The following is a 21,398-nucleotide window of genomic DNA, read 5'->3' as shown; positions in this document are numbered from 1 at the left end:
CACGATTTAGACCAGGACTGCAGGGGCGACCCGGGCCGAGCCGATGCCGCGATCCGGCTTGCCGAGCCGGAACCGGACCTTCCCCTTCAGCACCGTCCCGGACTCGGCCTGCCCGTCGACCAGCTGCTCGCCGGGGAACAGCGTGAACGTCCATCGCTCGTTGTGCTCCCAGTCCGGCGGCGTCGCGCCGCACTGCAGCACCCGCGCGCCCCAGAGCTGCCGGGTCATCCACTGCCGAGTGTCCTGGCCGTCCACGACGAAGCCGTCCGACGCGATCACCTCGTTGTAGCTGCCGAGCGACGGACCGTACGACCCGATCACGCTCACCACCAGCTGCCACGGGCGATCGCCGGGGAGTGCGACCCCGGCCGGCAGACGCTCGTCGAACACGTCGGGCGAGGTCAGCTCACGCGGCAACGGGCGCCGGGTGTCCAGCTTCGACGGATCGGGAACGAGCAGCACGCCGTACTCGACCTCGTCGGCGAAGCGGGCCGACGCGAAGTGCTCGGTCAGCGCGCGGGTGGCCTCCTCCGCCCGCTGCCACGAGAAGGTGTCGAGCAGGTACGCACGGGTGATCGCGGGCAGGCCGCGGTCGCGCACGAGCGCCGCGACCGGTGCCGCGCTCCAGGCCGCGACGAGGTGGTCGAGTGACGAGGCAACGAAATCGTTCATCGTGGGCCACGCTAGCGAGCGAGCCGGACAGTTCCGGACTGGTTCAGTGGGTCGGCAGTGGGCGGGCGCGGTCGGTGGCGAGGCGGATCGCGAAGACCGCGAGGGCGGTGCCGGTCAGGTAGCGGTGGACGCGCATCCAGGTCGGGCGGCGGGACAGGAAGACGGCGACCGAGCCGGCGGTGATCACGAAGACAGCGTTCATCAGCACGCCGACGGTGAGCTGGCCGAGGCCGAGGATCAGGCTCTGCAGGCCGAGGTGCCCGCGGGACGGGTCGAGGAACTGCGGCAGCAGCGAGATGTAGAGGATCGCGATCTTGGGGTTCAGCAGGCAGGTGAGCAGGCCCATGCCGAACAGCTTGCGCGGGCGATCCGGCTCGAGCTCCTGGGTCGCGAACACCGACGTACCGCCGGGGCGGAAGGCCTGCCAGGCGAGCCACAGCAGGTACGCCGCACCGGCCAGCTTGAGCGCCACGTAGATCTCCGGAACCAGCGCGAACAGCGTGGCGAGGCCGGCGCTTGCCGCCAGCAAATAGGTGAGGAAGCCGAGCCCGACGCCGGCCAGCGAGATCAGGCCGGCCCGGCGGCCCTGCGCGATCGAGCGGGAGATCAGGTAGATCATGTTCGGTCCGGGTACGATCACCAGCCCCAGCTCGACCAGGGCGATCCCGAGCAGTGCCTCACTACTGACCAGCATTCCGTGTCCCTCCCTCGGCGTCCTCCGAACCTAACAGCGCCGTCCGGGCGGCTCCGGAGGATTTCCGCGGGCTGGTATTCCACTCGCGGGCGACGCTCACCCTCGGTTAGCGTGGGTGCGTACGCCTACGGTTTGAAGGAGACGGTATGAGCGACAAGTCCAGCGAGCCGGCGGACGATCTGCAGAAGAAGTTTCGGGAAGCGCTCGAGAAGAAGAACGCCGGGAATCACTCGCACCCCGGGAGCGGGGTCCGGGGCCAGGGCGTCGGCGAAGCGCACAACGACAAGCAGAAGCGCCAGTTCCGGCGCAAGTCCGGCAGCTGAGTAACCGCCAAACTGTCCATCCATCCGCATGAGCCCCGGGTTGCCGCCCGGGGCTCGACCTTTGTCAGACCCGGACGCCGAGGACCGCGGCCAGCCGCTCGATCTCCGGGTCCCAGCCCGTCCGGTGGTTCGCGGCGTCCTCGGCGGTCGCGAAACCGGTGTGGCTGAGCAGCATCCGGGTGCCGTCGGGGACCTCGGTCAGCTCGACCTCGACGCGGGTCGGATCGTCGTCGGTGCCGTCCCATTTCCAGCTGAACACCAGCCGGTGCGGCGGATCGACCTCGAGGTACGTGCCCCGCACGACGTGCGGCCCCATCTCTACGACGTACGACCCGCCCGGCCGGACGTCGGCGTCGACCTTCAGCTCCAGGCGCGGGTTCGGGCAGTACCACCGGACCAGCAGGTCGGCCCGTGTCCAGGCGTCGTACACCCTGCCGATCGTTGCCGGGAGCACTCTTTCGATCCGGATCTCAGTGTCCATCGCCGTCCCCTCGCAGAAGGTCTTCCAGCCGGTCAACGGTGCTGTTCCAGTACGTCGTGAGGTCGCCGAGCCACTGCTCGACCTCGGCGAACGCCTCCGGCCGGAGCGAGCACACGACCGTCCGGCCGACCCGCCGCCGGCTCACCAGACCGGCGTCGACCAGCACCCCCACGTGCTTGGTCATCGCCGGTGCGGTGAGCCGGTGCGGCTCGGCGAGCTCGCCCATCGTGGCGTCGCCCCGGCTCAGCCGGCCGACGACGGCCAGCCGAGTCGGGTCCGCGAGCGCTCCGAAGGTCCTACTCAGCACCCGGATACTTCACCAACTGGTGAACTGTTCTGTCAAGGGCGGACCTCGAAGACGAGGTTGAACGGCGTCTGCGCGACGGTACGGAACCTGCTGAAACCGGCCGCCTTGGTGACGTCCTGGATCCGGGCCGGGCCGGCCTGCGTACCGAGGGCGAGGCCTACCGGCTGGGACAGCGAGGCGGGCGTGCACAGCAGCGTGGAGAAGCCGTAGTACGCCCGGCCGACCGGGTTGAGGTTGTCCTCGACGCGGTCGCCGGCCATCGGCTCGACCAGCATCCAGGTGCCGTCCGGTGCGAGCGCCTCGCGGACGTGCCGGGCCGCGCCGACCGGGTCGCCCATGTCGTGCAGGGCGTCGAACGTCGTCACCAGGTCGAACCCGGACCCGCTGAACCGGTCCGCGGCCGCGACCTCGAACGCCGCGCGGTCGGCGACGCCGGCCTCGGCCGCGCGCAGCTTGGCCGTCTCGATCGACTCCTGGTGGTAGTCCGAGCCGACGAACGTGGACCGCGGGAACGCCTCGGCCATCAGGATCGTAGACGCCCCGTGCCCGCAGCCGATGTCGGCGACCTTCGCGCCGCGGTCCAGCTTGTCCACGACACCTTCGAGCGCGGGCAGCCAACTGGGCAGCAGGTTCGCGTTGTACGACGGCCGGAAGAACCGCTCGCACCCGACGTGCACGTCGGACGTGTGCTCGTGCCAGCCCACCCCGGCACCGCTGCGAGCCGCCTCGATCGTCTCCGTGGTGTGCTGCACCGTGCCGAGCGCGATCTGGAAGAAGCCGGGCAGGTACGCCGGGCTGCTCGGATCGGTCAGCGCCACGGTCTGCTCCGGCGGCAGCGTGAAGCGCCCGGTACTGGCGTCGTACTCGACGAATCCGCCCGCGGCCTGGGCGTTCAGCCACTCGCGCGTGTAGTGCTCGTCGGTGCTGGTCCGCTCAGCGAGCTCCGCCGGCGTGGCGGCGCCGTGGTCGGCCAGTGCCTGGTAGTAGCCGAGCCGGTCACCCATCACGACCAGGGCCGCGTTCAGCGTCGCCCCCACCTCGTCGACCGCCTTGTAGACCAGGCCCATCAGCTTGTCGACGTCGATTGCAACAGTCATGCTCTTTCTCCCCCTAGCTGTTCGGTACCGCGAACCTAGGGAGCGGAGCCGGACCATCGCATCAGGTGGGGCACCTGGTGCACACTGCGAGACATGCTCATCGGGCGGGACGCGGAGCGCCGGGTGATCGAGCAGTTGGTCGCGGGGGCGCGCGTCGGAGCCGCAGGCGTACTGCTCGTCACCGGCGAGCCAGGCATCGGCAAAACCGCCCTGCTGGACGAGGCTGCCGCCCTGGCGGTTGGCCTGCGGATCCTGCGCGCACGTGGCACCGAGGCCGAACGCGAGGTGCCGTTCGCGGCCTTGCTCCAGCTCCTGCGTCCTGCGCTGGCAGGCCTCGATCGCATCCCCGGACCGCAGCGGTCGGCGCTCGCTTCGGCGTTGGCGCTCGGCCCTGACGGCGCGCATCCCGCGGACCGCTTCGCTGTCGGTGCGGCAACGCTCAGCCTGCTCTGCCGGTACGCCGAGAGCGCGCCGCTCGCACTGCTCATCGACGACGCGCACCTGCTGGACCGTCCGTCGGCGGAGGCCTTGCTGTTCGCAGCGCGCCGCTTGGTGGCCGACCCGATCGTGATGCTGATCGCGGCGCGCCTTGGTGAGCCGCATCCGTTCGAGTCCGACCTGCCACGGCTGCAGCTGCAGGGGATCGGACTGGATGCTGCGCGACAGGTCGTCAACCACCTTCCGAGCGATCTGGTCGAGCAGCTGCATCAGACCGTGGCAGGCAACCCGCTGGCGTTGCTGGAGCTCGCCGACGACCCGGACCGCTTGCAGCGGATGCCACCCGGCGTGCCGTTCCCGGTCCCGACGATGCTGGCGGAAGCCTTTGCCAGCAGGGCGAACCGACTGAGCGCGGATGCTCGTACGGCGCTGCTTGTCGCGGCACTGGACGACTGCGAGCTCGCAGCCGTGTCCCGCGGGTGCGCGCAGCTCGGTGTGGACGTGGGCGCGCTGGAGGAGGCTGAGACCGCCGGTCTGGTCTCCATTCGCGACGGTGAGGTCCAGTGGCGGCACCCGTTGGTCCGCTCCGCGATCTACACCAGCGCGGACCCGGCAGAGCGTCGTACGGCGCACCGCGCGGTGGCCGTGGCCACACCGGACCCGGACCGGCGGGCCTGGCACCTGTCCGAGGCAGTCCTGGGCGCGGACGACGACGTAGCGGCCGGACTGGACGTTGCGGCCGAGCATGCGGCTGCCCGAGGTGCACATGCGGTGGCAGCGACGGCTTACGAGCGTGCTGGGCGACTGAGCCGGCGGCTGCCGGACCGTGCGATCAGACTGGTCGCGGCGGGCGAGGCTGCCTGGTCAGCGGGGCTTGCGGACCGTGCCGAGACGTTGCTGGGCGACGCGCTGATCCTTCGGCCGCCGTTGCCGGTGCGGATTCGCGCGCAGGAGGTCCGCGGCGACATCGAGGTGAAGTGCGGATCGCCGCGCCAGGCCCGCGACATCCTGGTCGCGGCCGCCGCGGAGTCGACGGACCCTGCCGTTGCGACCGTACTGCTCGCGGATGCCGTCGGGGCCTGCTTTCGGCTGTGTGACGCGACCGCCGGGCTGGAGGTGGCGTACCGGCTCGACAGCCTGCTGCCGGCCGTCGACCGGCCGGGTCCGCGCATCATCGGCATGCTGGCGGCCGGAGTGGCGAAGGTGCTCGCCGGGAGCGGCGGAACCGACCAGATCCGCGCGGCGATCGCGCTGGCGCCGTCCGACGAGCTGGACCGGGACCGTCGTCGCCAGGTGTGGATGGTGCTGGCCGCGCTGTTCCTGCGGGAGACAGGGACCGGCCGGACGCTCTTGCAGCACGCGATGCTCGAGCGACGCGAGCAGGTCGCGCTGGGGACGTTGCCCGGCCTGCTGTTCGTCCTGGCGCGCGACGACGCGACGACGGATCGGTGGGCCGATGCCGAGGCGTCGTACGACGAGGGGATCCGGCTGTCGCGGGAGACCGGTCAAACGACTGAACTGGCGATGAACCTGGCCGGGCTGGCGTGGCTGATGTCGCACCAGGGCCGAGTCCAGTGCCAGGAGCTGGCAACGGAGTGCCTAGAGATCTGTGCAGCTCAGGAGATCCATCTCGGCACGGTGTGGTCCCTGTTCGCGCTGGGGGACCTGGAGCTGGGTCGTGGTGATCCGGCTGCGGCGCTACCGCAGTACGAGCGGCTGGTCGATGTACTGGCCGAGTACGGGCTGAAGGATCCGGACCTGTCGCCGGCACCGGAGCTGGTTGAGGTGTACCTGCGGCTGGGGCGGGTGGAAGACGCAGAGCGAGCGGTGCTCGAGCACTCCGCACGGGCCGAGGCCAAAGGCCAGCCGTGGTCGTTGGCGCGGGCAGCCAGAGCGCGAGGCGTGGTCGGCGACAGCGAGTCAGACTTCGTGCTGGCGCTCGGGTGGCACGAGGAGACGCTGGACGCCTTCGAGTTGGCCAGGACCCGTTTGGCGTACGGCGCGTGGCTGCGACGGCTACGGCGACGCGTGGACGCCCGTACGCAGCTGCGGCTCGCCGTGGAGGGTTTCGACGCCCTCGGTGCGCCGGGGTGGGCCGACCAGGCAGCGGCCGAGCTCAAGGCGACGGGGGAGACCGCACGGCGCCGGGTGCCGAGCACGGCCGACGAGTTGACGCCGCAGGAGCGGCAGATCGCCGTACTGCTCGTGGACGGCAACAGCATCCGGGAGGCCGCGGCCCGGCTGTTCCTGAGCCCGAAGACCGTCGAGTACCACCTGCGCAAGGTCTACGCGAAGCTCGGCATCCACTCCCGCACCGAACTGACCGAGCACCTCGGCCGAACGTAGGCTGGCCGAATGCGGCAGCCGTTCACGGAAACCAGCGGAATCGCCCGGCACTGGGGCTTCGAGGACCTGGCGGCCACCGGGCCCGTGCAGCGCATGATGCTGTTCACCGGCGTACCGGTCCAGCTCGTCACCGGGTACGCCGAGACGCGCGAGCTGCTCGCGCATCCGGACGTGGTGCGCTCGCCGATGGACGGCCCGCACCGCGACACCGTCATGGACGACCTGATCGCGCGCACCGAGCAGCACATGCTGGGCGCGAACCCGCCCGACCACACCCGGCTGCGCAAACTCGTGACGGCCGCGTTCACCCGGCGCCGGATCGAGGCGCTCGAGCCGCGGATCCGCGAGATCGCCTCCGGTCTGCTCGACGAGCTGGCCGCGGCGCCGGAGCCGGTCGACCTGGTGACCGCGTACAGCTATCCGCTCCCGATCACCGTGATCTGCGAACTGATCGGCATCCCCGCGGTCCGGCGGGACGACTTCCGCCGCTGGTCGTCGGTGTTCGTGAACGCCGCCGTGCACACCGCCGAGGAGTACGTCGACGCCACCACGTCGATGCTCGCGTTCGTCCACGAGCTGATCGTCAGCAAGCAGCAGGCGCCGACCGACGACCTGCTGTCCGGCCTGATCGCGGTCCGCGACGGCGGCGACAAGCTCAGCGAGGACGAGCTCACCTCGATGGTGTTCCTGCTGCTCGCCGCCGGCCACGAGACCACCGTCAGCCTGATCACGAACGGAGTCCACGCTCTGCTCCGGCACCCCGACCAGCTCGAGCTGCTCAGGTCCGAGCCGGACCGGCTGCCCGCGGCCGTCGAGGAACTCCTGCGGTACGACGGCCCGCTGCAGGCCGCGATCCCGTACGTCGCCCGCGCGCCGATCGACATCGCCGGGACCCGGATCGAGGCCGGCGAGGTGATCGTGTTCGCGCTGCTGCCTGCCAACCGCGACTCCCGCAAGGTCGAGCGGCCGGACGAACTGGACATCACCCGGGCGGACAGCGCGCATCTCGCGTTCGGGCACGGCATCCACCACTGCCTCGGCGCACCGCTGGCCCGGCTGGAGGGCCGGATCGCGCTCGGTCTGCTGTTCGAGCGGTTCCCGCGGCTGCGGCTCGCCGTCCCCGCGCAGGATCCGCCGCGGCACCCGAGCCTGCTGATGAACGCGATCCGCGAACTGCCCGTGCTGCTCTGACCGCAGTGGGTGGTGCAGGCTGAACATCGGATGAAGCGCAGCTGAATCACAACGATGGGATTGCGGCTCTTTTGACGATGGATGGCACACTGCCGGGGTGACAGAGTTGATGGAGGTCGTCCGGCACCTGCTCGGCATTGCGATGGCCTCGCATTGGCTGCTGCTCATCCTGTTCGCCGCCGCGGCGATCGACGCGGTGTTCCCGGTGGTGCCCAGCGAGGGCATGGTGATCACGGCCGGCATGGCCGCGGCCGCCGGTCACCAGAACCTGCTGCTCGTGATCGCGGTCGCGATGGCCGGCTCCGTCATCGGCGAATCCGTCTGCTACTTCCTGGGCCGCGGCTCCGGCCCGGCGCTGCACCGGTGGATGAAACGCCAGCAACGCCGGCAGCAGGTCTACGAGAAGGTCTCCGCGGCGCTGCACTCGCGCGGCGGCCTGATCCTGATGACCGTGCGCTACATCCCGGGTGCCCGGATGGTCGCGACGCTCACGGCGGGCGCGACGCGGTACTCGTTCAAGAAGTTCATCGTGTTCACGTTCGCCGGCGTGACGGTCGCGTACACCTACGTCGCCCTGCTCGGGTATCTCGGCGGCGACGCGTTCGCGCACGACCAGCTGATGGGGCTCGTGTTCAGCCTGAGCCTGGCCGGGGTGATCGGTCTCGTCGTCGAGACCTGCCGCCGGATCGTGGTGCGGCGCCGGGCCGTGAAGATCACGGGCGCTTAACGATCCCTGCCCCGGTTTCCGCGCGGCCGCGTGTCCCGGGTCAACCTTTGAAGGTTCCTGTGCGTCAGTAGACGCGTGGTGAGGCCTGGGGCGAACCTCGCGGCCGCTGCGGTGGTCGTCGCGGCGGTCCTGGCCGGATGTGCCGACGTACCGCTGGAAGGCGCTCCCAGTGTGACGGCCTCCTCTAAGCCCACGGGTAAGCCGACGTCCAGGCCGACTGCGCAGCCGACGCTCAAGCCGACTGCGACGCCCAGTACGCCTGGGTCACCTAAACCGTCGACTCCCGCGAGCACGCCGCCCTCACCGCCTTCGGTCGGGAACCTGCTCGCCGCCGCGCCGGTGACGCGCTCCTTCCCGGGTCGGCTGCCGGACGGCAGGCCGCCGCTGTTCGTGGTCGTCTCGTTCGACGGCGCCGGCGACCTGATGCTCTGGTCGCGCTGGCGGGCCGTCGCGAAGCAGGTCGACGCGCGGATGACGTTCTTCCTGTCCGGTCCGTACCTGTACCCGGGCGACCGCCGGACCGACTACCAACCGCCGTACAAGAAGCCCGGCGCCTCGGACATCGGCTGGGGCGACACGGCGAACATCCTCGGCCGGGCCAAGGTGCTGCGCGAGGCGATCGCCGAGGGCCACGAGATCGGCACCCACGCGAACGGGCATTTCTGCGGCACGAACGGCATCGGCCGCTGGACCACCGCGCAGTGGACCGCCGAGCTGAGCGCGTTCGACCGGATGGTGCGGACCGGGCCGTCACTCGCAGCCGGCAGGACCGTCGCGCCGCCGTTCGACCCGGCCACGGTCAGGGGCATGCGGACGCCGTGCCTGGAGGGCGACCGGCCCGCGTACCGGCTGGCGATGGCGCAGCGCGGCATGCTGTACGACGCGTCCGCGCCCGGGTACATCGCCTGGCCCAAGAAGGCGAACGGGCTGTGGAACTTCCCGCTCCAATCGGTGACGCTGGCCGGCACCGCCAAGAAGACGCTGACGATGGACTACAACCTGTGGTTCGCGCAGACCCAGGCCCGCAAGGCCCCGCTCGCGCAGGCCCCGGAGCTCAAGGCGCAGGTGCTCGCGACGTACCGTCAGGCGCTGGCGAAATCCCGGGCGAGCGGCAACCCGCCGCTGTTCCTCGGCAACCACTTCAACCGCTGGAACAACAGCGTCTACTCCGACGCGCTCACCACGTTCGTGCTGGAGACGTGCAAACAGCCCGACGTACGGTGCGTGTCGAACGTGGAGCTGGCGAGCTGGCTCGCGAAGTACGGCGTACCCCGCGGCCCTCGCCAGCCGTCATAGCTTCAGGTAGCCGTACGCGCTCTGCCAGGTGCCGCCGTCCTTGATCCGGCCGACGACGAGCCGCTGCAGGCGGGTGTCCTGCGGGAGCTCGTCGAGGCGGTCGAGGCCGTGGGTGCGGAACGTGAAGAAGATCGCGCTGTCCTGGCTGTCGTTCGGCGTCCCGTACGGCGTGAAGCGGCGGCCGAACTTCACCATGTTCGAGTCCTGCGGGAGCTGGTCCAGCAGGTACGGATCGATCAGCCAGGACCACAGGTTCGCGGTGCGCACCGGGTACTCCGGGAAGTAGCGCGGGAAGAACTCGCGGGCCTGCTGGAGGCTGTCGTCGACGAGCTCCGGGGTGAGCGGACCGGTCTCGGGGATGTGCACGCCGATGATCCACTCGCCGGGCTCGGTGCCGGGGACCGGCTTGTCGGCGGGGACCTGGTGCAGCAGGTACTGCAGCCGGCCGAGCGCGTAGATCTGGCCCGTCCAGTGGATCGTCATCCACCAGTGCGTCTCCAGGCCGTAGTCGCCGTGGGTGCGCCGGTTCACCTTGATCTGCTGCCCGAGGTCGGCCAGCGTCGCCCAGCTGATGTCGTCCGGGACGCCGCGCTCGGCGTGGTACCGGCGGATGTCCGGCACGGTGTCGAGGAACGCCTGGATCGAGTTCCGCGGATCCTCCGGCATCCGGAACTCCGGCTCACTGCCGAGCTTCCCGATCGCCCCGCGGATCTGGTCCGCGAGCTCCTTCACCGCCGCCGGATCCGGCGAGAACGCCTCGGCCGCATCCCGATCCACATCCGCGAACCCCAGCATGCGGTACTCCTCGACACTCGTCACTCGTCAACGGTAACCGATCCAGCCGAGCCAGAGACTTACCACCTGACCCCCGGACAACCGGGCACGGAGAACCTGCCGCGATCACGGCGGGAAGGCGAACCGAAGACAAGAAGGACCAGAGAGAGGGCGAGGGTTGGGTCTGCAGGCGCCCCTGGTGTCGGCAGAGGTTGCGGTTCCGTGCCGGCTCCGCACAACTCCTGTCGGGCAGCTAGGACGACCACCAAGGAAAGACAGAGAAAGGCGAAAAGGCAGAGAGGAGGCCGGATGCCTGGCTGGGCTCGGCACGCGGGTGACGGTCGGCGAGCCAGAACAGACATCGACCTACCACGGAAGAAGAGTTGAAGTACCGCAGGAGCAGCTAACCTCCGGGCGGTTGGCAAACGGGCCACCGTCGCTCCTGTACCGCAGGGCGCCGACATCGCCGGCTTCGTTGATAACTGCTACGAGTCGGTAGTCGGTGGCGAGTCCGTCGACGGCGTCCGTGCGAACTCCGACCAGTGTTGGGCGCAGGAGTGGACCTGGGTCGACGTGCGGATCGTGGTACGGACCGAGCGGATGCTGTCGTACGCGGCGGAGGACGCCCAGCCTGCAGAGGTGCGCACAGTTCATCGCGCCGCCGTCGGACGCCGTGTACGACCTGGTTGTTCGGCGGCCGCGTGGATCGGGTGCGTCGTGCATGCGAAGGTGTTTACTGGGGTGTGGGCCCACGAACAGCCCACAAAATAAGGGGATTCCAGCTCGGAAACTGTCGGTGGCACCGTCTAATGTCGAGGACATGGAACTCCTGGGCGAACGGCCGGCGTGGTCGATGGGCGGCAGCGAACTGCTGTCCACCCTCGACACGCTCGAAGCCGAGCTCGCCCGCCTGGAGTCCTACCGGCTGAGCGTCATCGCCGCGATCGAGACCACCGGGTACGCCGAAGAACTCGGAGCCCGCGACACCGCCGAACTCCTGCGTTACCGCTACCGCCTGGACGCCCCCACCGCCCGCCGCACCCTCCGCCTCACCCAGACCGCCACCCACTACCCGGCCGTGTCCACCGCCCTGGACCGCACCGCCTCCTCCGCCACCACCGCCGCACCCGACGCACCCGACGACAACCAATCCGACGACAGCCGATCCGCGGACAGCGGATCGGACGGCGGAGCCGGGGACAGCGGATCGGACGTCGGTGGAGACGGTGGGTGGTTGCTGCGTCCGGCGCAGGCGGCCGCGATCGTGTTCGGACTCGACCGGGTGCGGCAGCGGGTCCCGGTGGAGCACCTGGACGCCGCCGCGGAACAGCTGGTCGGGCTGGCAGGTCACCTGTCACCCGGTGAACTGCGCACCGCCGCCAAGGAGATCGCCGACCTGCTGGACTCCGACGGCCCCGAACCCGAGGAGCAGAAGGCCTACGCGCGGGAGTCCTTGACGCTCATCTCCGCGGACAACGGGGTGAAGCTCACCGGGTTCCTGGCATGCGAGAACGCCGAACTCCTCCGCGCGGTCGTGCATGCCGGCGCCCGCCCACACAAGACCGTCGACGGCGAACACGACCCCCGCCCCCGCGACAAGCGCCAGGCCGACGCCCTGTCCACCGCGCTGGGCATCGCCGCCGCCGTGTGGGACACCACCGGCCCCACCGCGTCCACCGGACCTACCGCGTCCACCGGACCTACCGCGCCCACCGGACCTACTGGACCTACCGGACCTGCAGCGGCGACCACAGCCGCCGCGAGCGGTGCCGCCAGTGCGGGCAGCGCTGGGAGTGCGGGGAAGGATCGTCGGGTGGCCGGGTACGGGGCGAAGGCGACCATCACCGTGACGATCGACTTCGAAGACCTGAAGGCCGCCACCGCGGACGCGATCGGGCGCACCGTCTACAGCGGTGGGTTGTCGGCGGCCACGATCCGGCGGCTGGCCTGTGACGCGAACGTGATCCCGCTGGTGCTGGGCTCGAACTCCGAGCCGCTGGATGTCGGGCGTCGCGAGCGGCTGGTCACCAAGGCGATGCGGCGCGCCCTGGACGCCCGCGACCGCGGCTGCGTGGTCTGCGGAGCGCCGCCGATCATGTGCGACGCCCACCACCTGATCTCCTGGATCGACGGCGGCGACACCAAGGTCGACAACCTGGCCCTGCTGTGCCGCCGCCACCACACCGACGTCCACGCCGGCCGCTGGCACATCACCATCACCAACGGCGCCGTCCACATCACCCGCCCCACCTGGGCCGAACCCTCACCAACCGTCACCCCAGCACGACGCCCGGCCCCACCGGACACCCACCCCCGCGGTACGGCACCGCCGGAGGCTCAGCCACGCCGTACGGCACCGCCGGACACCCAGCCACCCGCTACCGCGTCCCGTGGCGCTGAGCCAGGCGGTACGGCGTCCCGTGGCGCTGAGCCAGGCGGTACGGCGTCCCGTGGCGCTGAGCCAGGCGGTACGGCGTCCCATGGGGCTGAGCCAGGCGGTACGGCGTCCCATGGGGCTGAGCCACGCGGTACGGCGTCCCGGGGCGCTGAGCCAGGCGGGACGGCACCGCCGGGCGCTGAGCCACGTCGTACTGCACCGCCGGACGCTGAGCCACGTCGTACGGCCCCGTCGGACACGGACTCGCGCGGTATGGCGTCCCAGGGCGCGCAGCCTGGATGCGAGGCACCGCCGGACGTGCATCTACCTGCCGGCGGGGAGATCAGCGTGGACCGGTCGCGGTGGCGGGCGGATGAGGCTGCTCTGCGGCAGGCGGCGGCGTTCGCGGCGACCGGGTGAGGGCGGACCCACAACGACCTCCTGCCCGATGGCATGGGAGCTCATACCCCAGGGCACGCGGGCGGGAGGCTGTGTGCTGCGGCGCATCGGGCTGCTGATGGTTCGGGGGCAGCGCAACCTAGGCCGCGGCTGGCCGAGGCGGGTGCGTCGCCAACAACCTGGGGTCCCGTCCTCACCTACGAGGGCACATCTTGCTCGCCGCCCACCTCAGCCGGCTGAGCCGAGCCCGGCGCCGTGGGTGCCTGCTAGTCGGGGCGCCGATCGGCGGCGTGCTGTGGCCCGGGAAGCGCCAGGTGGCTTGTGTTCGGGTTAGGAGGTCTGGGAGGTCAGGATTTGGCGGATAATTACCTCGCCGAGAGATCGCGGCCGCCCCGACCCGCCGGAGCCAGGTCGTCCAGGTCGACGTCAGCCTGTGTACGCACGGCGAGCTTGCCCAGGAGGCCGTTTTGGGGACGCGCGCGCAACTCTCGCCGCTACGTCCACTCCACCTCGTACTGAATGAATCGACGGCGCCTGCGACCCACGCGCGCGCCACCGACGACGGCCTACGCTGTGCATGCCCTTCGCGCCGTTGCCGGTGTGAAGCAGGGCGCCGGGTGTGGTTGATGTCCGCGCTTTCGGTAGCACTCGCCGACTGCCACGGCATGCCGAGCTCAGCCAGGCACCCAAGCCATCCCTATCCTTTCTTCTTCTTTGTCTTTCCTTGGAGATTGGGTTGCTCAGGCTGCTGAGCGGTACCTCGGCCAGGGCTTCTGCTCAGCCTCTTTCATCTTCTCCTACTGCCTTCTCAGCGTTCTTCGGCCAGGCCTAGGTAGAGGATGGCTGGGTTGGTGGGGTTGAAGGCGAGGGACGGGATGCCGTCGTGGTTGTTGTGTTGTTTGGTGAGGGTGCCGGTGGAGGGGGTGAAGCGGTAGAGGTCGGCGCCGAAGTTCATGAAGGAGGTGCCGTAGCTGAAGTAGAGGAGGTCGGGGTCGACGGGGGAGGCCCACATGCGGTTGCCGTTGATCAGGTCGGCGCGGGTCTGGTCCAGGACCTCGCGGAACTTCTGGCCGCCGTCGGTCGACTCCCAGATGAAGCGGGTCGAGCGGTCCCGGTCGTAGCCTTCCATCCACACCTTCGACGGATCGGCCGGTGACATCGCCAGGCTGAAGGCGTTCACGCGCTCGACCGGCCGCGACCGGGTCCAGGTCCGCCCGCCGTCGAACGTCACGTACACGCCGTCCGACATCACCCCGATCACCACGTGGTCCGGGTCCCGCGGGTCCACCACGGCGTCGTACAGGAAGAGGTTGGCAGCAGCCGGTACGCCGACGCGCTGCCAGGTCACGCCGTCGTCCGAGGAGTCGTACAGCTGCCCGTCACCGGCCACGGCGCGCAACTGGCCGGGCCGCGCCTCCAGCGCAGCCAGCCCGCCACCACTGACCGGGCCGAGAACCGTGGTCACCTGGGAGCCGTGTACGCGATGGATGGGCTGGTCGTTGACGCTGTAGACGTACGCCGAGTCGCCCGGCCCGGGCTGGATGTCGTACGTGCTGAGGTCGTCCGGCACCTTGTCGAGCAACTGCCAGCTGCAGCCGGCGTCGCTGGAGCGCTGGATCGTCTGCTTGCCGATGCTGACGAGTGTGTTGACTTCCTGCAGCGTCGCGACCTTGGCGTACGTGACCGGCAGCAGCTTGCCTGTCGTGTCCGCGAGCACCCGGCCGTCGGTCTCGGTGAACGTCACCGAGCCGTCGCCGTACACCTTGCCGCAGTGCGGCCGGTTCCAGGACGGGCTCGGTATCGCTGCATCGGCCGGTGCAGGAAGAACGCCGAGCAGAAAGACGGTCGCGGCAGCAAGGACAAACGGGCGTGAGGTCATGCCCTCATATGTAAGGGCTGTGACCTCACACCAACCAGCACCTGCCGTGGCCGACAAACGCCATGACGGGAAGAGGTCAGGGAAGAGGTCAGGAAGGACAGGTCAGCCGGCAGCGGTGTCGATGTGCCGGGCCAGCACCAGGTCGTCGTCGGTGATACCGCCGGCGTCGTGGCTGCTGACCCGGAAGGTGATCGTGGTGTACCGGATGTCGATGTCCGGGTGGTGGTTCATCGACTCCGCGAGCTGTGCGACGGTGGCGACCAGCCGGATCCCGTCCAGGAACGTGTCCCTCTTGACGCTGCGGACCAGTTCGTTGTCGACGACCTTCCAGTGCGGCAGGTGGTCGCGCAACGCGAGGTCGATCTGGTCGTCGGTCAAGAGGTCAGCCATGCGCTCACTCTAGACCCCCGATGGTCGTGAGTGTCGCGATCACGTCGGTGCGCCAGGCGCGGTATCGCGCTGGGTCCTCGGTGAACGTCCGCTGGTCGGTCACCACTGCGTCCGCCGTGAGCAGTTTCGCGGCGTGCGCCTTCAGCGCGGGCGGGATGTCCGGGGTGTCCTGCAGCTCCTGCCGCAGCAGCCAGAGGAGGTTGTAGTCCTCCATCCCGTCGCGGAAGTTCTCCAGCCGGATCGAGGCCATCGGACCGTTCGGGCCCGGGTAGAACATCGACCCGTCACCCGCCGTGCCGTTGAAGGTCGCGGCCTTCCAGGCGGACAGGATCCCGTCGTTCACCAGCAGCTGGTTGGCGTGGTCCGTACGGAGCCAGCGGTTGGTCGCGTAGTACAGGACGCCTTCCACGCCGGCCTGGTAGGACATTGGCCCGACCAACGTCCGGGCGTCGATCGGCGGATAACCGTTGAACCAGTTCGGCAGCGGCGAGCCGGTGGCGATGTCCGGGTACCACCAGGCCTGGTCGCCGCGGGCGCGGGTGCGCTCGGCCACCGCCTGGTTGTACAGGTCCTGCTGCGGGGTCCAGATGTCGACGAGGCCGGCCAGGCCGGTGTCGACGCCCATCGAGTTGTCCCGCAGCGTGGTCATGATCGGCAGGTCCGGGAACTCCTGCTTGACCGCCGCGAACGTCTGCTTGGCCGCCTGCAGCAGCGGCCCGTTCGCCTCGTCGAAGCCGTAGACGTACGCGTACTTGTCGACCCCGGCCGCGCGGTAGCTGTCCATCGCCGTCCGCAGCTGCGCGATCCAGGTGTCGATCTGCGCCTGCCAGGTCTCCGGCTTGGACGGGTTGAGCATTCCGGCCCACAGGTAGAACGCGTTGAAGTCGCGCAGCCCGTAGTGGTCCCGGATGTACAGCACGTCCTCGACCGGGGTCGGCACGATCACCGGGTTCGCGTTCGAAGGGATGCACGGGCAGGTGTAGAGCTGGTCGGGCTCGATCTTGTAGTCGTGCAGGAAGGACCAGTACTGGTGCTTGGCTGCCGCCTGCGCCGCCGGATCGGTGATCCCGTAGATGTCGTTCACGATCGCGGGCGTGAACTGGAACGAGGTGTTGAGTTTCGGCGCGTCGGGCACGGTCACCGGCCAGACCTTGGCCGCCACGGTCATCGTCCGCGTCCGCTTGCCGGCGGCGCTGAAGGCGACGGTCACGTGGTACGTGCCGGGCGCCGCGGTGGGCGACGCCTTCAGCCGGATCCAGTACGGCTGGAACGAGTCCGCCGGGACGTCGACCGTCGTCAGGTCGTCGCGGATCGGGTCGGGCGTCCAGCCGGCGTACGTCGGCCGGTGGTACACGTTGGTCGGCGTGACGTTCAGCGACCCGACCGGGGCGACGGTCGCCTGCAGCGCACCCTTGCCGGACACCGACGTGACGCGGGCCTGGACGCCGGACAGCGGCTCGGCGAACGGCAGGACGACGGCCTGCACGTTCTCGTACTCGCCACGGGTCAGCGACACCGCCGGCGCCGTACCGGTCGAGGTGAACGGCAGGTCCTTCGGGTACGCCAACGCCATCGAGTCGGCGGACTCCAGGCCGAAGTCGGCCCGGCGGTCGTGCGCCCGTGCCTGGATGGTGTTCGACAGCCGCGGCACCGTCCGTTGCAGAGCGGTGACGCCCGCGTTGAACGGCTGGTACTGCGCGTATGTCATAGGCCCTGCGGCCAGTTTCTGCCGCAGCTCTGCGCACTGCGCTGCCGCGGCGCCCACCTGCGCCCGCAGCCGATCGTCGGCGGGGTCGTGCCCGAGTGACTTGTCGAGCCCCGCGATCTGCCCGTCGAGCTTCGCCAGGACGCCGTTGAAGTCGGCCAGCCGCAGCAGTTGCGCGGCTGCCAGGTCGCCGTACGGCGTTTGGTCGTACGGGTAGCTGTCGACGAGCCGGAAAGCGTCGTAGTGACCGATGACGGTGGTCTTCGACCGCGGCATCGAGAAGCCGATGTAGGCGATCCGGGAGATGTCGACACCCGCGGCCGCGATCGTGGTCATCCGCAGCGTGATCGGGGTCCAGTCGCGCGCCCGGATCGGGTAGTCCATGCCCCAGGCCTTGTTCGACTGGTCCCGGACGGTGATCCGGCCGACGGTCGTGTAGTCCCGCTCGGTGAAGAAGTCGAAGCCGAGCACCAGGTGGCCGGACCAGTCCGACACCGGCAGGCTGGGTGTCCCGGCGTACAGGTTGATGCCCGACGAAGCGGACGCGCCCGGTGTGTTGGACGGGCCAACGGTGAATTTCAGGCTCGAGCTGCCGTGGGTCGGGTCGGCGGTGCGCTCGATCCGGTCGGCCTGCGGCAGCGTGACGGTCGCTCCCTGCAGGTCGCCGTCGGTCTCGAAGTCCTGGAACACCCCGGGCGGCGCGGCCGCCTGCTCGGCGCCTGGCTGGACCAGGCCGACCACCAGGGTAATTGCCGTCAGCAACAAGCCGGTCTTCCTCACGAGCCGCTCCTCCCGCCGGAATTACGGTCCTCACCGTAAAACGGGCACCGGAGCGCGTCAAGGCGTCGAGTGAAGATTTGTGACCGAAGAATTCCAGGTATGCGCAGTTTCGATCAGTGACGACGAGCGCGCGGTGCCGCCAGGAAGCCGAGCAGCGCGAGCACGGCGCCGGCGGTGACGATGGCGCCGAAGACCCAGGGCCGCGGGTCGTCGGCGTTGAACGCCAGTAGCGTGCCGCTGATCGCGAGGGCGGTCGCGATGCTCATCGTCGCCGCCATCTGACCGGCGCTGCTGTTGCGCCCGGAGTTGCCCTGGTCGGACAGGTCGAGGGTGAGAACCGACAGGCTCGACGAGCTGAGACCCATGCCGATCCCCGCGAACCCCCAGCCGATCAGGCCGATCCAGGTGGTCGCATCCGTCCACGCGAGCAGCGACGTCACCGCCAGTCCGAGCGTCATGAACGCGAGCCCGGTGCGCAGCACGGTGACCCGCTCGATCCCGTGGTCACGGCCCTGGAGCCACGAGCCGAAGGCCCAGCAGACACCGGTGATCGACAGCGTCACCCCGGCCCGCGCCGGGCTGAAGTCGTGCTGCAGCGTGAGCAGCAGCGGAAGGTACGCGCCGACGCCGGCGAAGGCGGCACCGCCGAGTCCGCGCACGGCGACCACCGCGGGGAAACCGCGCCGCGCGCTGAACGTCCCCGCCGGCATGATGCGGACGGCGGCCCGTCCTAGCACCGCTAGCGCGACGACGATCGCCGCACCGCCCAGGAACGGATGCGCTTGGAGGTGGTCACCGGCCAGCGTCATCGAGAACAGCGCGACGGAGGCGGCCAGGGCCCAGGGAAGCGCGGCTCGCCACGCCTCGAGCTCCGCGGCGTCCTCGGCCGTACGCTCCGGCGCCGGCGCGGCGGCCGCCTGGCGCATGGCCGGGCGGAGCAGCAGCCAGCTCGGCACGAGCAGTACGAGCGCGCCGAGAAACACCCACCGCCAGCCGAACTGCTCCGTGACCACGCCGGTCACCACCGGACCGAGCACCGACGGCAGGATCCACATCGCCGCGAACAGCGAGAACATCCGCGGCCGCAGGACGGCGGGGAGCGCGCGGGCGACGAGCACCATCAACGAGACGTCGAGCAGACCTTCGGCGAGGCCGCTGAGCAGCCGTCCCGCGATCACCATCGGCATCGCGGTCGCCGTCCCGACCAGCAGCTGCGCGAGCGTGAACGAGATCGCGCCCGCGCGCAGCGTCGGGATCGGGCCGCGGCGGTCCGACCAGAGGCCGGCGACCGCGAGCGAGATCAGGTAGCTCGCGGTCGGCGCGGCGTTCGCGAGGCCGAAGCTGCCGAGCGCGCCGAACTCGCGCACCATCGTCGGCAGCGCCGTACCGACCGCGCGGTTCTCGAACGCGCCCAGCGTGACCAGACCGATCACTCCGAGCACCAACGGCAGGTGCTGTCCGGTGAACAGTCTGGGGCGGGCCTGATCGGTCATCGTCATGCCCGCCATCGTCGAAGCTCAAGCTAGGTTGAAGTCAAGTCGCCCGATGGCCCGGTAGCCGGAAGATCAGCACCAGCACGCGCAGGACCAGCACCGCGCAGATCACCAGCAGGTTGTAGCCGAGCAGCTGGAACAGCGTCATCGAGTCCGTGACCTTCGGGCCGCCCGGCGTACCGAGCAGCAGCACCGCCATGATGCCCGCCGTCGCGCCCAGCACTGCCAGCAGCGCCTGGTGGAGCAGGCCGGTGAAGTGCCGGCGATCGCGTTCGTCGGCGAACAGCCGGACGTTCACGCCGAGCCGGCCGCTCTCCGCCGCGGCGGCGATCCGGTCGATCCGGCGCGGCAGCCGGCGCAGCATCGGCAGCAACGTGGCCAGTTCCTCGGTCGCCGTACGGCGCAGCGCGTCGGGCGCCAGGCGATCGGTGACGTGGGCGGCCGCGAACTGGCGCGACGCCGCCATCAGGTCGAAGCCGGGGGAGATCCGCGAGATCGTCCCCTCGATCGTGGCGAGTGCGCGGAACACCGCGGCGACCTCCGGCGGTACGCCGAGCTCGTGCGAGGTGATGATCTTGAACAGGTCGTTGAACATCGCCGGCCCGAGAGCGACGCCGGCCGAGAGGTGCTTGGTCATGAACTGGCCGACAGCGCGCTCCAGCGAGCGCTCGTCGACGACGTCGGGGCGGTAGACGATCTCGAGCAGTGCGTCGGTGGCGGCCACCGGGTCGCCGCGGTCGACCGCGAGCAGGAACCGCTGCAGGGCATCCCGGGTGGCCGGGTCGAGCCGGCCGACCGAGCCGAGATCGAGCATGCCGATCCGGCCGTCGGTGAGCAGCAGGAAGTTGCCCGGGTGCGGGTCGGCGTGGAAGACGCCGTCGACGGCGACCTGGCCGAGCAGACACTCGAACAGTGCCCGGCCGAGCCGGTCCGGGTCCAGGCCGCGGTCCGCGATCGCCTGGTTCGCGTTGCCGAGGCCGACTCCGTCGAGCCGCTGCATGGTCAGCACCCGGCGGGTGGAGCGCTCCGGATAGAGCCGCGGTACGACGAGGTCTTTGCTGGCAGCAACGGATCGGCCGGCGGCCACCGTGGTCATGTTGCCGGCCTCGACGGTGAAGTCCAGCTCCTCGCGCATCGCGTCCGCGAAACCGTCGGCGAGCGCCCGGACCCCCAGCGAGCGGGCCCAGTCGGTGTTGCGGTCGAGCAGCCTGGCGAGGCGGCGGACGATGTCGAGGTCACGGTCGACGACGGCGGCGATGCCGGGACGCTGGACCTTCACCACCACGTCCGTACCGTCGGTGAGCCGGGCGGTGTACACCTGCGCGACCGAGGCGGCGGCGAGCGGCTCGGTGTCGAAGGCGGCGTACGACTGGGCCGGCGGGGCGCCGAGCTCGTCGGCGAGAACCTCCTCGATCCGGGACCAGGGCGCCGCGGTGACCTGGTCCTGGAGGCGGCTGAGCTCGATGGCGACCGAGGCCGGGATGATGTCGCTGCGGGTGGACAGGACCTGGCCCAGCTTCACGAACGTGACGCCCGCCTCGTCGAGCGCGAGCCGCAGCGACCTGGCCAGCTCGGCCTGGCCGGCGGCGTTCTCCCGGCCCGGGCGGCGGCGGCCCCGCAGGTACGGCCCGAGACCGTGCTTGATCGCGATCCGGAGGATCTGCAGGTAGCGCCGGCCGCGGGCGATCCGGCCGCTCAGGTCCCGCCGCAGATCGCGGGCCCGCGGCAACGACCCGGTCGGCACCAGCGCCTCGGCGAGGACCAGGAAGACCAGCCCGGCGAGCATCGAGCAGAGCGCGATCAGCACCATGAACGCGATCGCGGCGCCGTTCGACCCGGTCCACGGCGGCGTACCGATCATCGCGATCGCCAGCGGGCCGGACACGCTCAGCGTGATCAGCGCACCGACGGCGAGCCGCCCGAACCCGAACCGTACCCCGAGCAGCCGTTGCGAGATCGGCACGAAGATCATCATGAAAACGGCCAGGTTGACCAGCCGGAGCACCACGACATCCATGCCCGGCACCCT

Annotated in this window: 17 protein-coding genes; 6 read left to right on the top strand and 11 right to left on the bottom strand. The window is 70.2% G+C overall.

Translation table 11 applies throughout. The annotated features are described in order from the left end of the window. Nucleotides 1-6: 6 nt before the first annotated feature. The gene (locus ABZW60_RS14610; RefSeq protein WP_355476865.1) at nt 7-672 is read right to left on the bottom strand and encodes a hypothetical protein; all 666 of its coding nucleotides are present in this window, start codon (nt 670-672) and stop codon (nt 7-9) included. 43 nt (nt 673-715) lie between these two features. Then, entirely contained in the window at nt 716-1,366 is a 651-nt protein-coding gene (locus ABZW60_RS14605; protein ID WP_355476864.1) for a LysE family translocator, read from the bottom strand. Nucleotides 1,367-1,512: 146 nt separating this feature from the next. Here ABZW60_RS14605 and ABZW60_RS14600 point away from each other — a divergent pair, with 146 nt between their 5' ends. Then, nucleotides 1,513-1,689: a DUF5302 domain-containing protein gene (locus ABZW60_RS14600; RefSeq protein ID WP_355476862.1), complete on the top strand. Its 177-nt coding sequence runs from the start codon at nt 1,513-1,515 to the stop codon at nt 1,687-1,689. A gap of 64 nt (nt 1,690-1,753) precedes the next feature. Here the strand turns inward: ABZW60_RS14600 and ABZW60_RS14595 are convergent, their stop codons facing one another. Genes ABZW60_RS14595 through ABZW60_RS14585 form a run of 3 tightly spaced genes read right to left on the bottom strand, consistent with a single transcriptional unit; the run spans nt 1,754 to nt 3,574 of the window. Next, the gene (locus ABZW60_RS14595; protein ID WP_355476860.1) at nt 1,754-2,170 is read right to left on the bottom strand and encodes an SRPBCC domain-containing protein; all 417 of its coding nucleotides are present in this window, start codon (nt 2,168-2,170) and stop codon (nt 1,754-1,756) included. Next, a complete protein-coding gene (locus ABZW60_RS14590; protein WP_355476858.1) occupies nt 2,160-2,477 on the bottom strand; it encodes a metalloregulator ArsR/SmtB family transcription factor in 318 nt (105 codons plus the stop codon). The genes ABZW60_RS14595 and ABZW60_RS14590 overlap by 11 nt, the downstream gene beginning before the upstream one ends. A 32-nt stretch (nt 2,478-2,509) precedes the next feature. Continuing rightward, a complete protein-coding gene (locus ABZW60_RS14585) occupies nt 2,510-3,574 on the bottom strand; it encodes a class I SAM-dependent methyltransferase (RefSeq protein ID WP_355476857.1) in 1,065 nt (354 codons plus the stop codon). A gap of 93 nt (nt 3,575-3,667) precedes the next feature. Here ABZW60_RS14585 and ABZW60_RS14580 point away from each other — a divergent pair, with 93 nt between their 5' ends. From ABZW60_RS14580 to ABZW60_RS14565, 4 genes are all read left to right on the top strand, one after another. Next, entirely contained in the window at nt 3,668-6,358 is a 2,691-nt protein-coding gene (locus ABZW60_RS14580; protein ID WP_355476855.1) for an AAA family ATPase, read from the top strand. Between the two features lie 9 nt (nt 6,359-6,367). Further along, on the top strand, nt 6,368-7,549 hold the full coding sequence (locus tag ABZW60_RS14575; RefSeq protein WP_355476853.1) for a cytochrome P450: 1,182 nt from the start codon (nt 6,368-6,370) through the stop codon (nt 7,547-7,549). Between the two features lie 97 nt (nt 7,550-7,646). Then, nucleotides 7,647-8,276 carry a DedA family protein gene (locus tag ABZW60_RS14570; protein WP_355476851.1) on the top strand — a complete coding sequence of 210 codons (630 nt, stop codon included), beginning with the start codon at nt 7,647-7,649 and terminating at the stop codon, nt 8,274-8,276. Between the two features lie 75 nt (nt 8,277-8,351). Then, a complete protein-coding gene (locus ABZW60_RS14565) occupies nt 8,352-9,572 on the top strand; it encodes a hypothetical protein (protein WP_355476849.1) in 1,221 nt (406 codons plus the stop codon). Here ABZW60_RS14565 and ABZW60_RS14560 read toward each other — a convergent pair. Next, nucleotides 9,567-10,391, bottom strand: coding sequence for an acyltransferase domain-containing protein (locus tag ABZW60_RS14560; RefSeq protein WP_355476847.1), 825 nt, complete (start codon nt 10,389-10,391; stop codon nt 9,567-9,569). The genes ABZW60_RS14565 and ABZW60_RS14560 overlap by 6 nt on opposite strands. 775 nt (nt 10,392-11,166) lie before the next feature. Here ABZW60_RS14560 and ABZW60_RS14555 point away from each other — a divergent pair. Then, nucleotides 11,167-13,143 (top strand): DUF222 domain-containing protein, encoded by a 1,977-nt coding sequence (locus ABZW60_RS14555; RefSeq protein ID WP_355476845.1) that lies wholly within the window; start codon nt 11,167-11,169, stop codon nt 13,141-13,143. Nucleotides 13,144-13,930: 787 nt separating this feature from the next. Here the strand turns inward: ABZW60_RS14555 and ABZW60_RS14550 are convergent. From ABZW60_RS14550 to ABZW60_RS14530, 5 genes are all read right to left on the bottom strand, one after another. Beyond that, the gene (locus ABZW60_RS14550; protein ID WP_355476843.1) at nt 13,931-15,001 is read right to left on the bottom strand and encodes a hypothetical protein; all 1,071 of its coding nucleotides are present in this window, start codon (nt 14,999-15,001) and stop codon (nt 13,931-13,933) included. A 102-nt stretch (nt 15,002-15,103) separates the two neighbouring features. Beyond that, entirely contained in the window at nt 15,104-15,391 is a 288-nt protein-coding gene (locus ABZW60_RS14545; RefSeq protein ID WP_355476842.1) for a 4a-hydroxytetrahydrobiopterin dehydratase, read from the bottom strand. Between the two features lie 4 nt (nt 15,392-15,395). Further along, nucleotides 15,396-17,876, bottom strand: coding sequence for a glycoside hydrolase domain-containing protein (locus ABZW60_RS14540; RefSeq protein WP_355476840.1), 2,481 nt, complete (start codon nt 17,874-17,876; stop codon nt 15,396-15,398). 113 nt (nt 17,877-17,989) lie between these two features. Further along, nucleotides 17,990-19,375 carry an MFS transporter gene (locus ABZW60_RS14535; RefSeq protein ID WP_355476839.1) on the bottom strand — a complete coding sequence of 462 codons (1,386 nt, stop codon included), beginning with the start codon at nt 19,373-19,375 and terminating at the stop codon, nt 17,990-17,992. 34 nt (nt 19,376-19,409) lie between these two features. After that, nucleotides 19,410-21,386, bottom strand: coding sequence for an AarF/UbiB family protein (locus tag ABZW60_RS14530; RefSeq protein ID WP_355476837.1), 1,977 nt, complete (start codon nt 21,384-21,386; stop codon nt 19,410-19,412). Nucleotides 21,387-21,398 lie beyond the last annotated feature (12 nt).

The sequence above is a fragment of the Kribbella sp. NPDC003557 genome (assembly GCF_040610805.1).
Classification (GTDB): Bacteria; Actinomycetota; Actinomycetes; order Propionibacteriales; family Kribbellaceae; genus Kribbella.
Note: the sequence above shows the minus strand (reverse complement) of the source record. Positions and strands in the feature narration are given on the sequence as shown.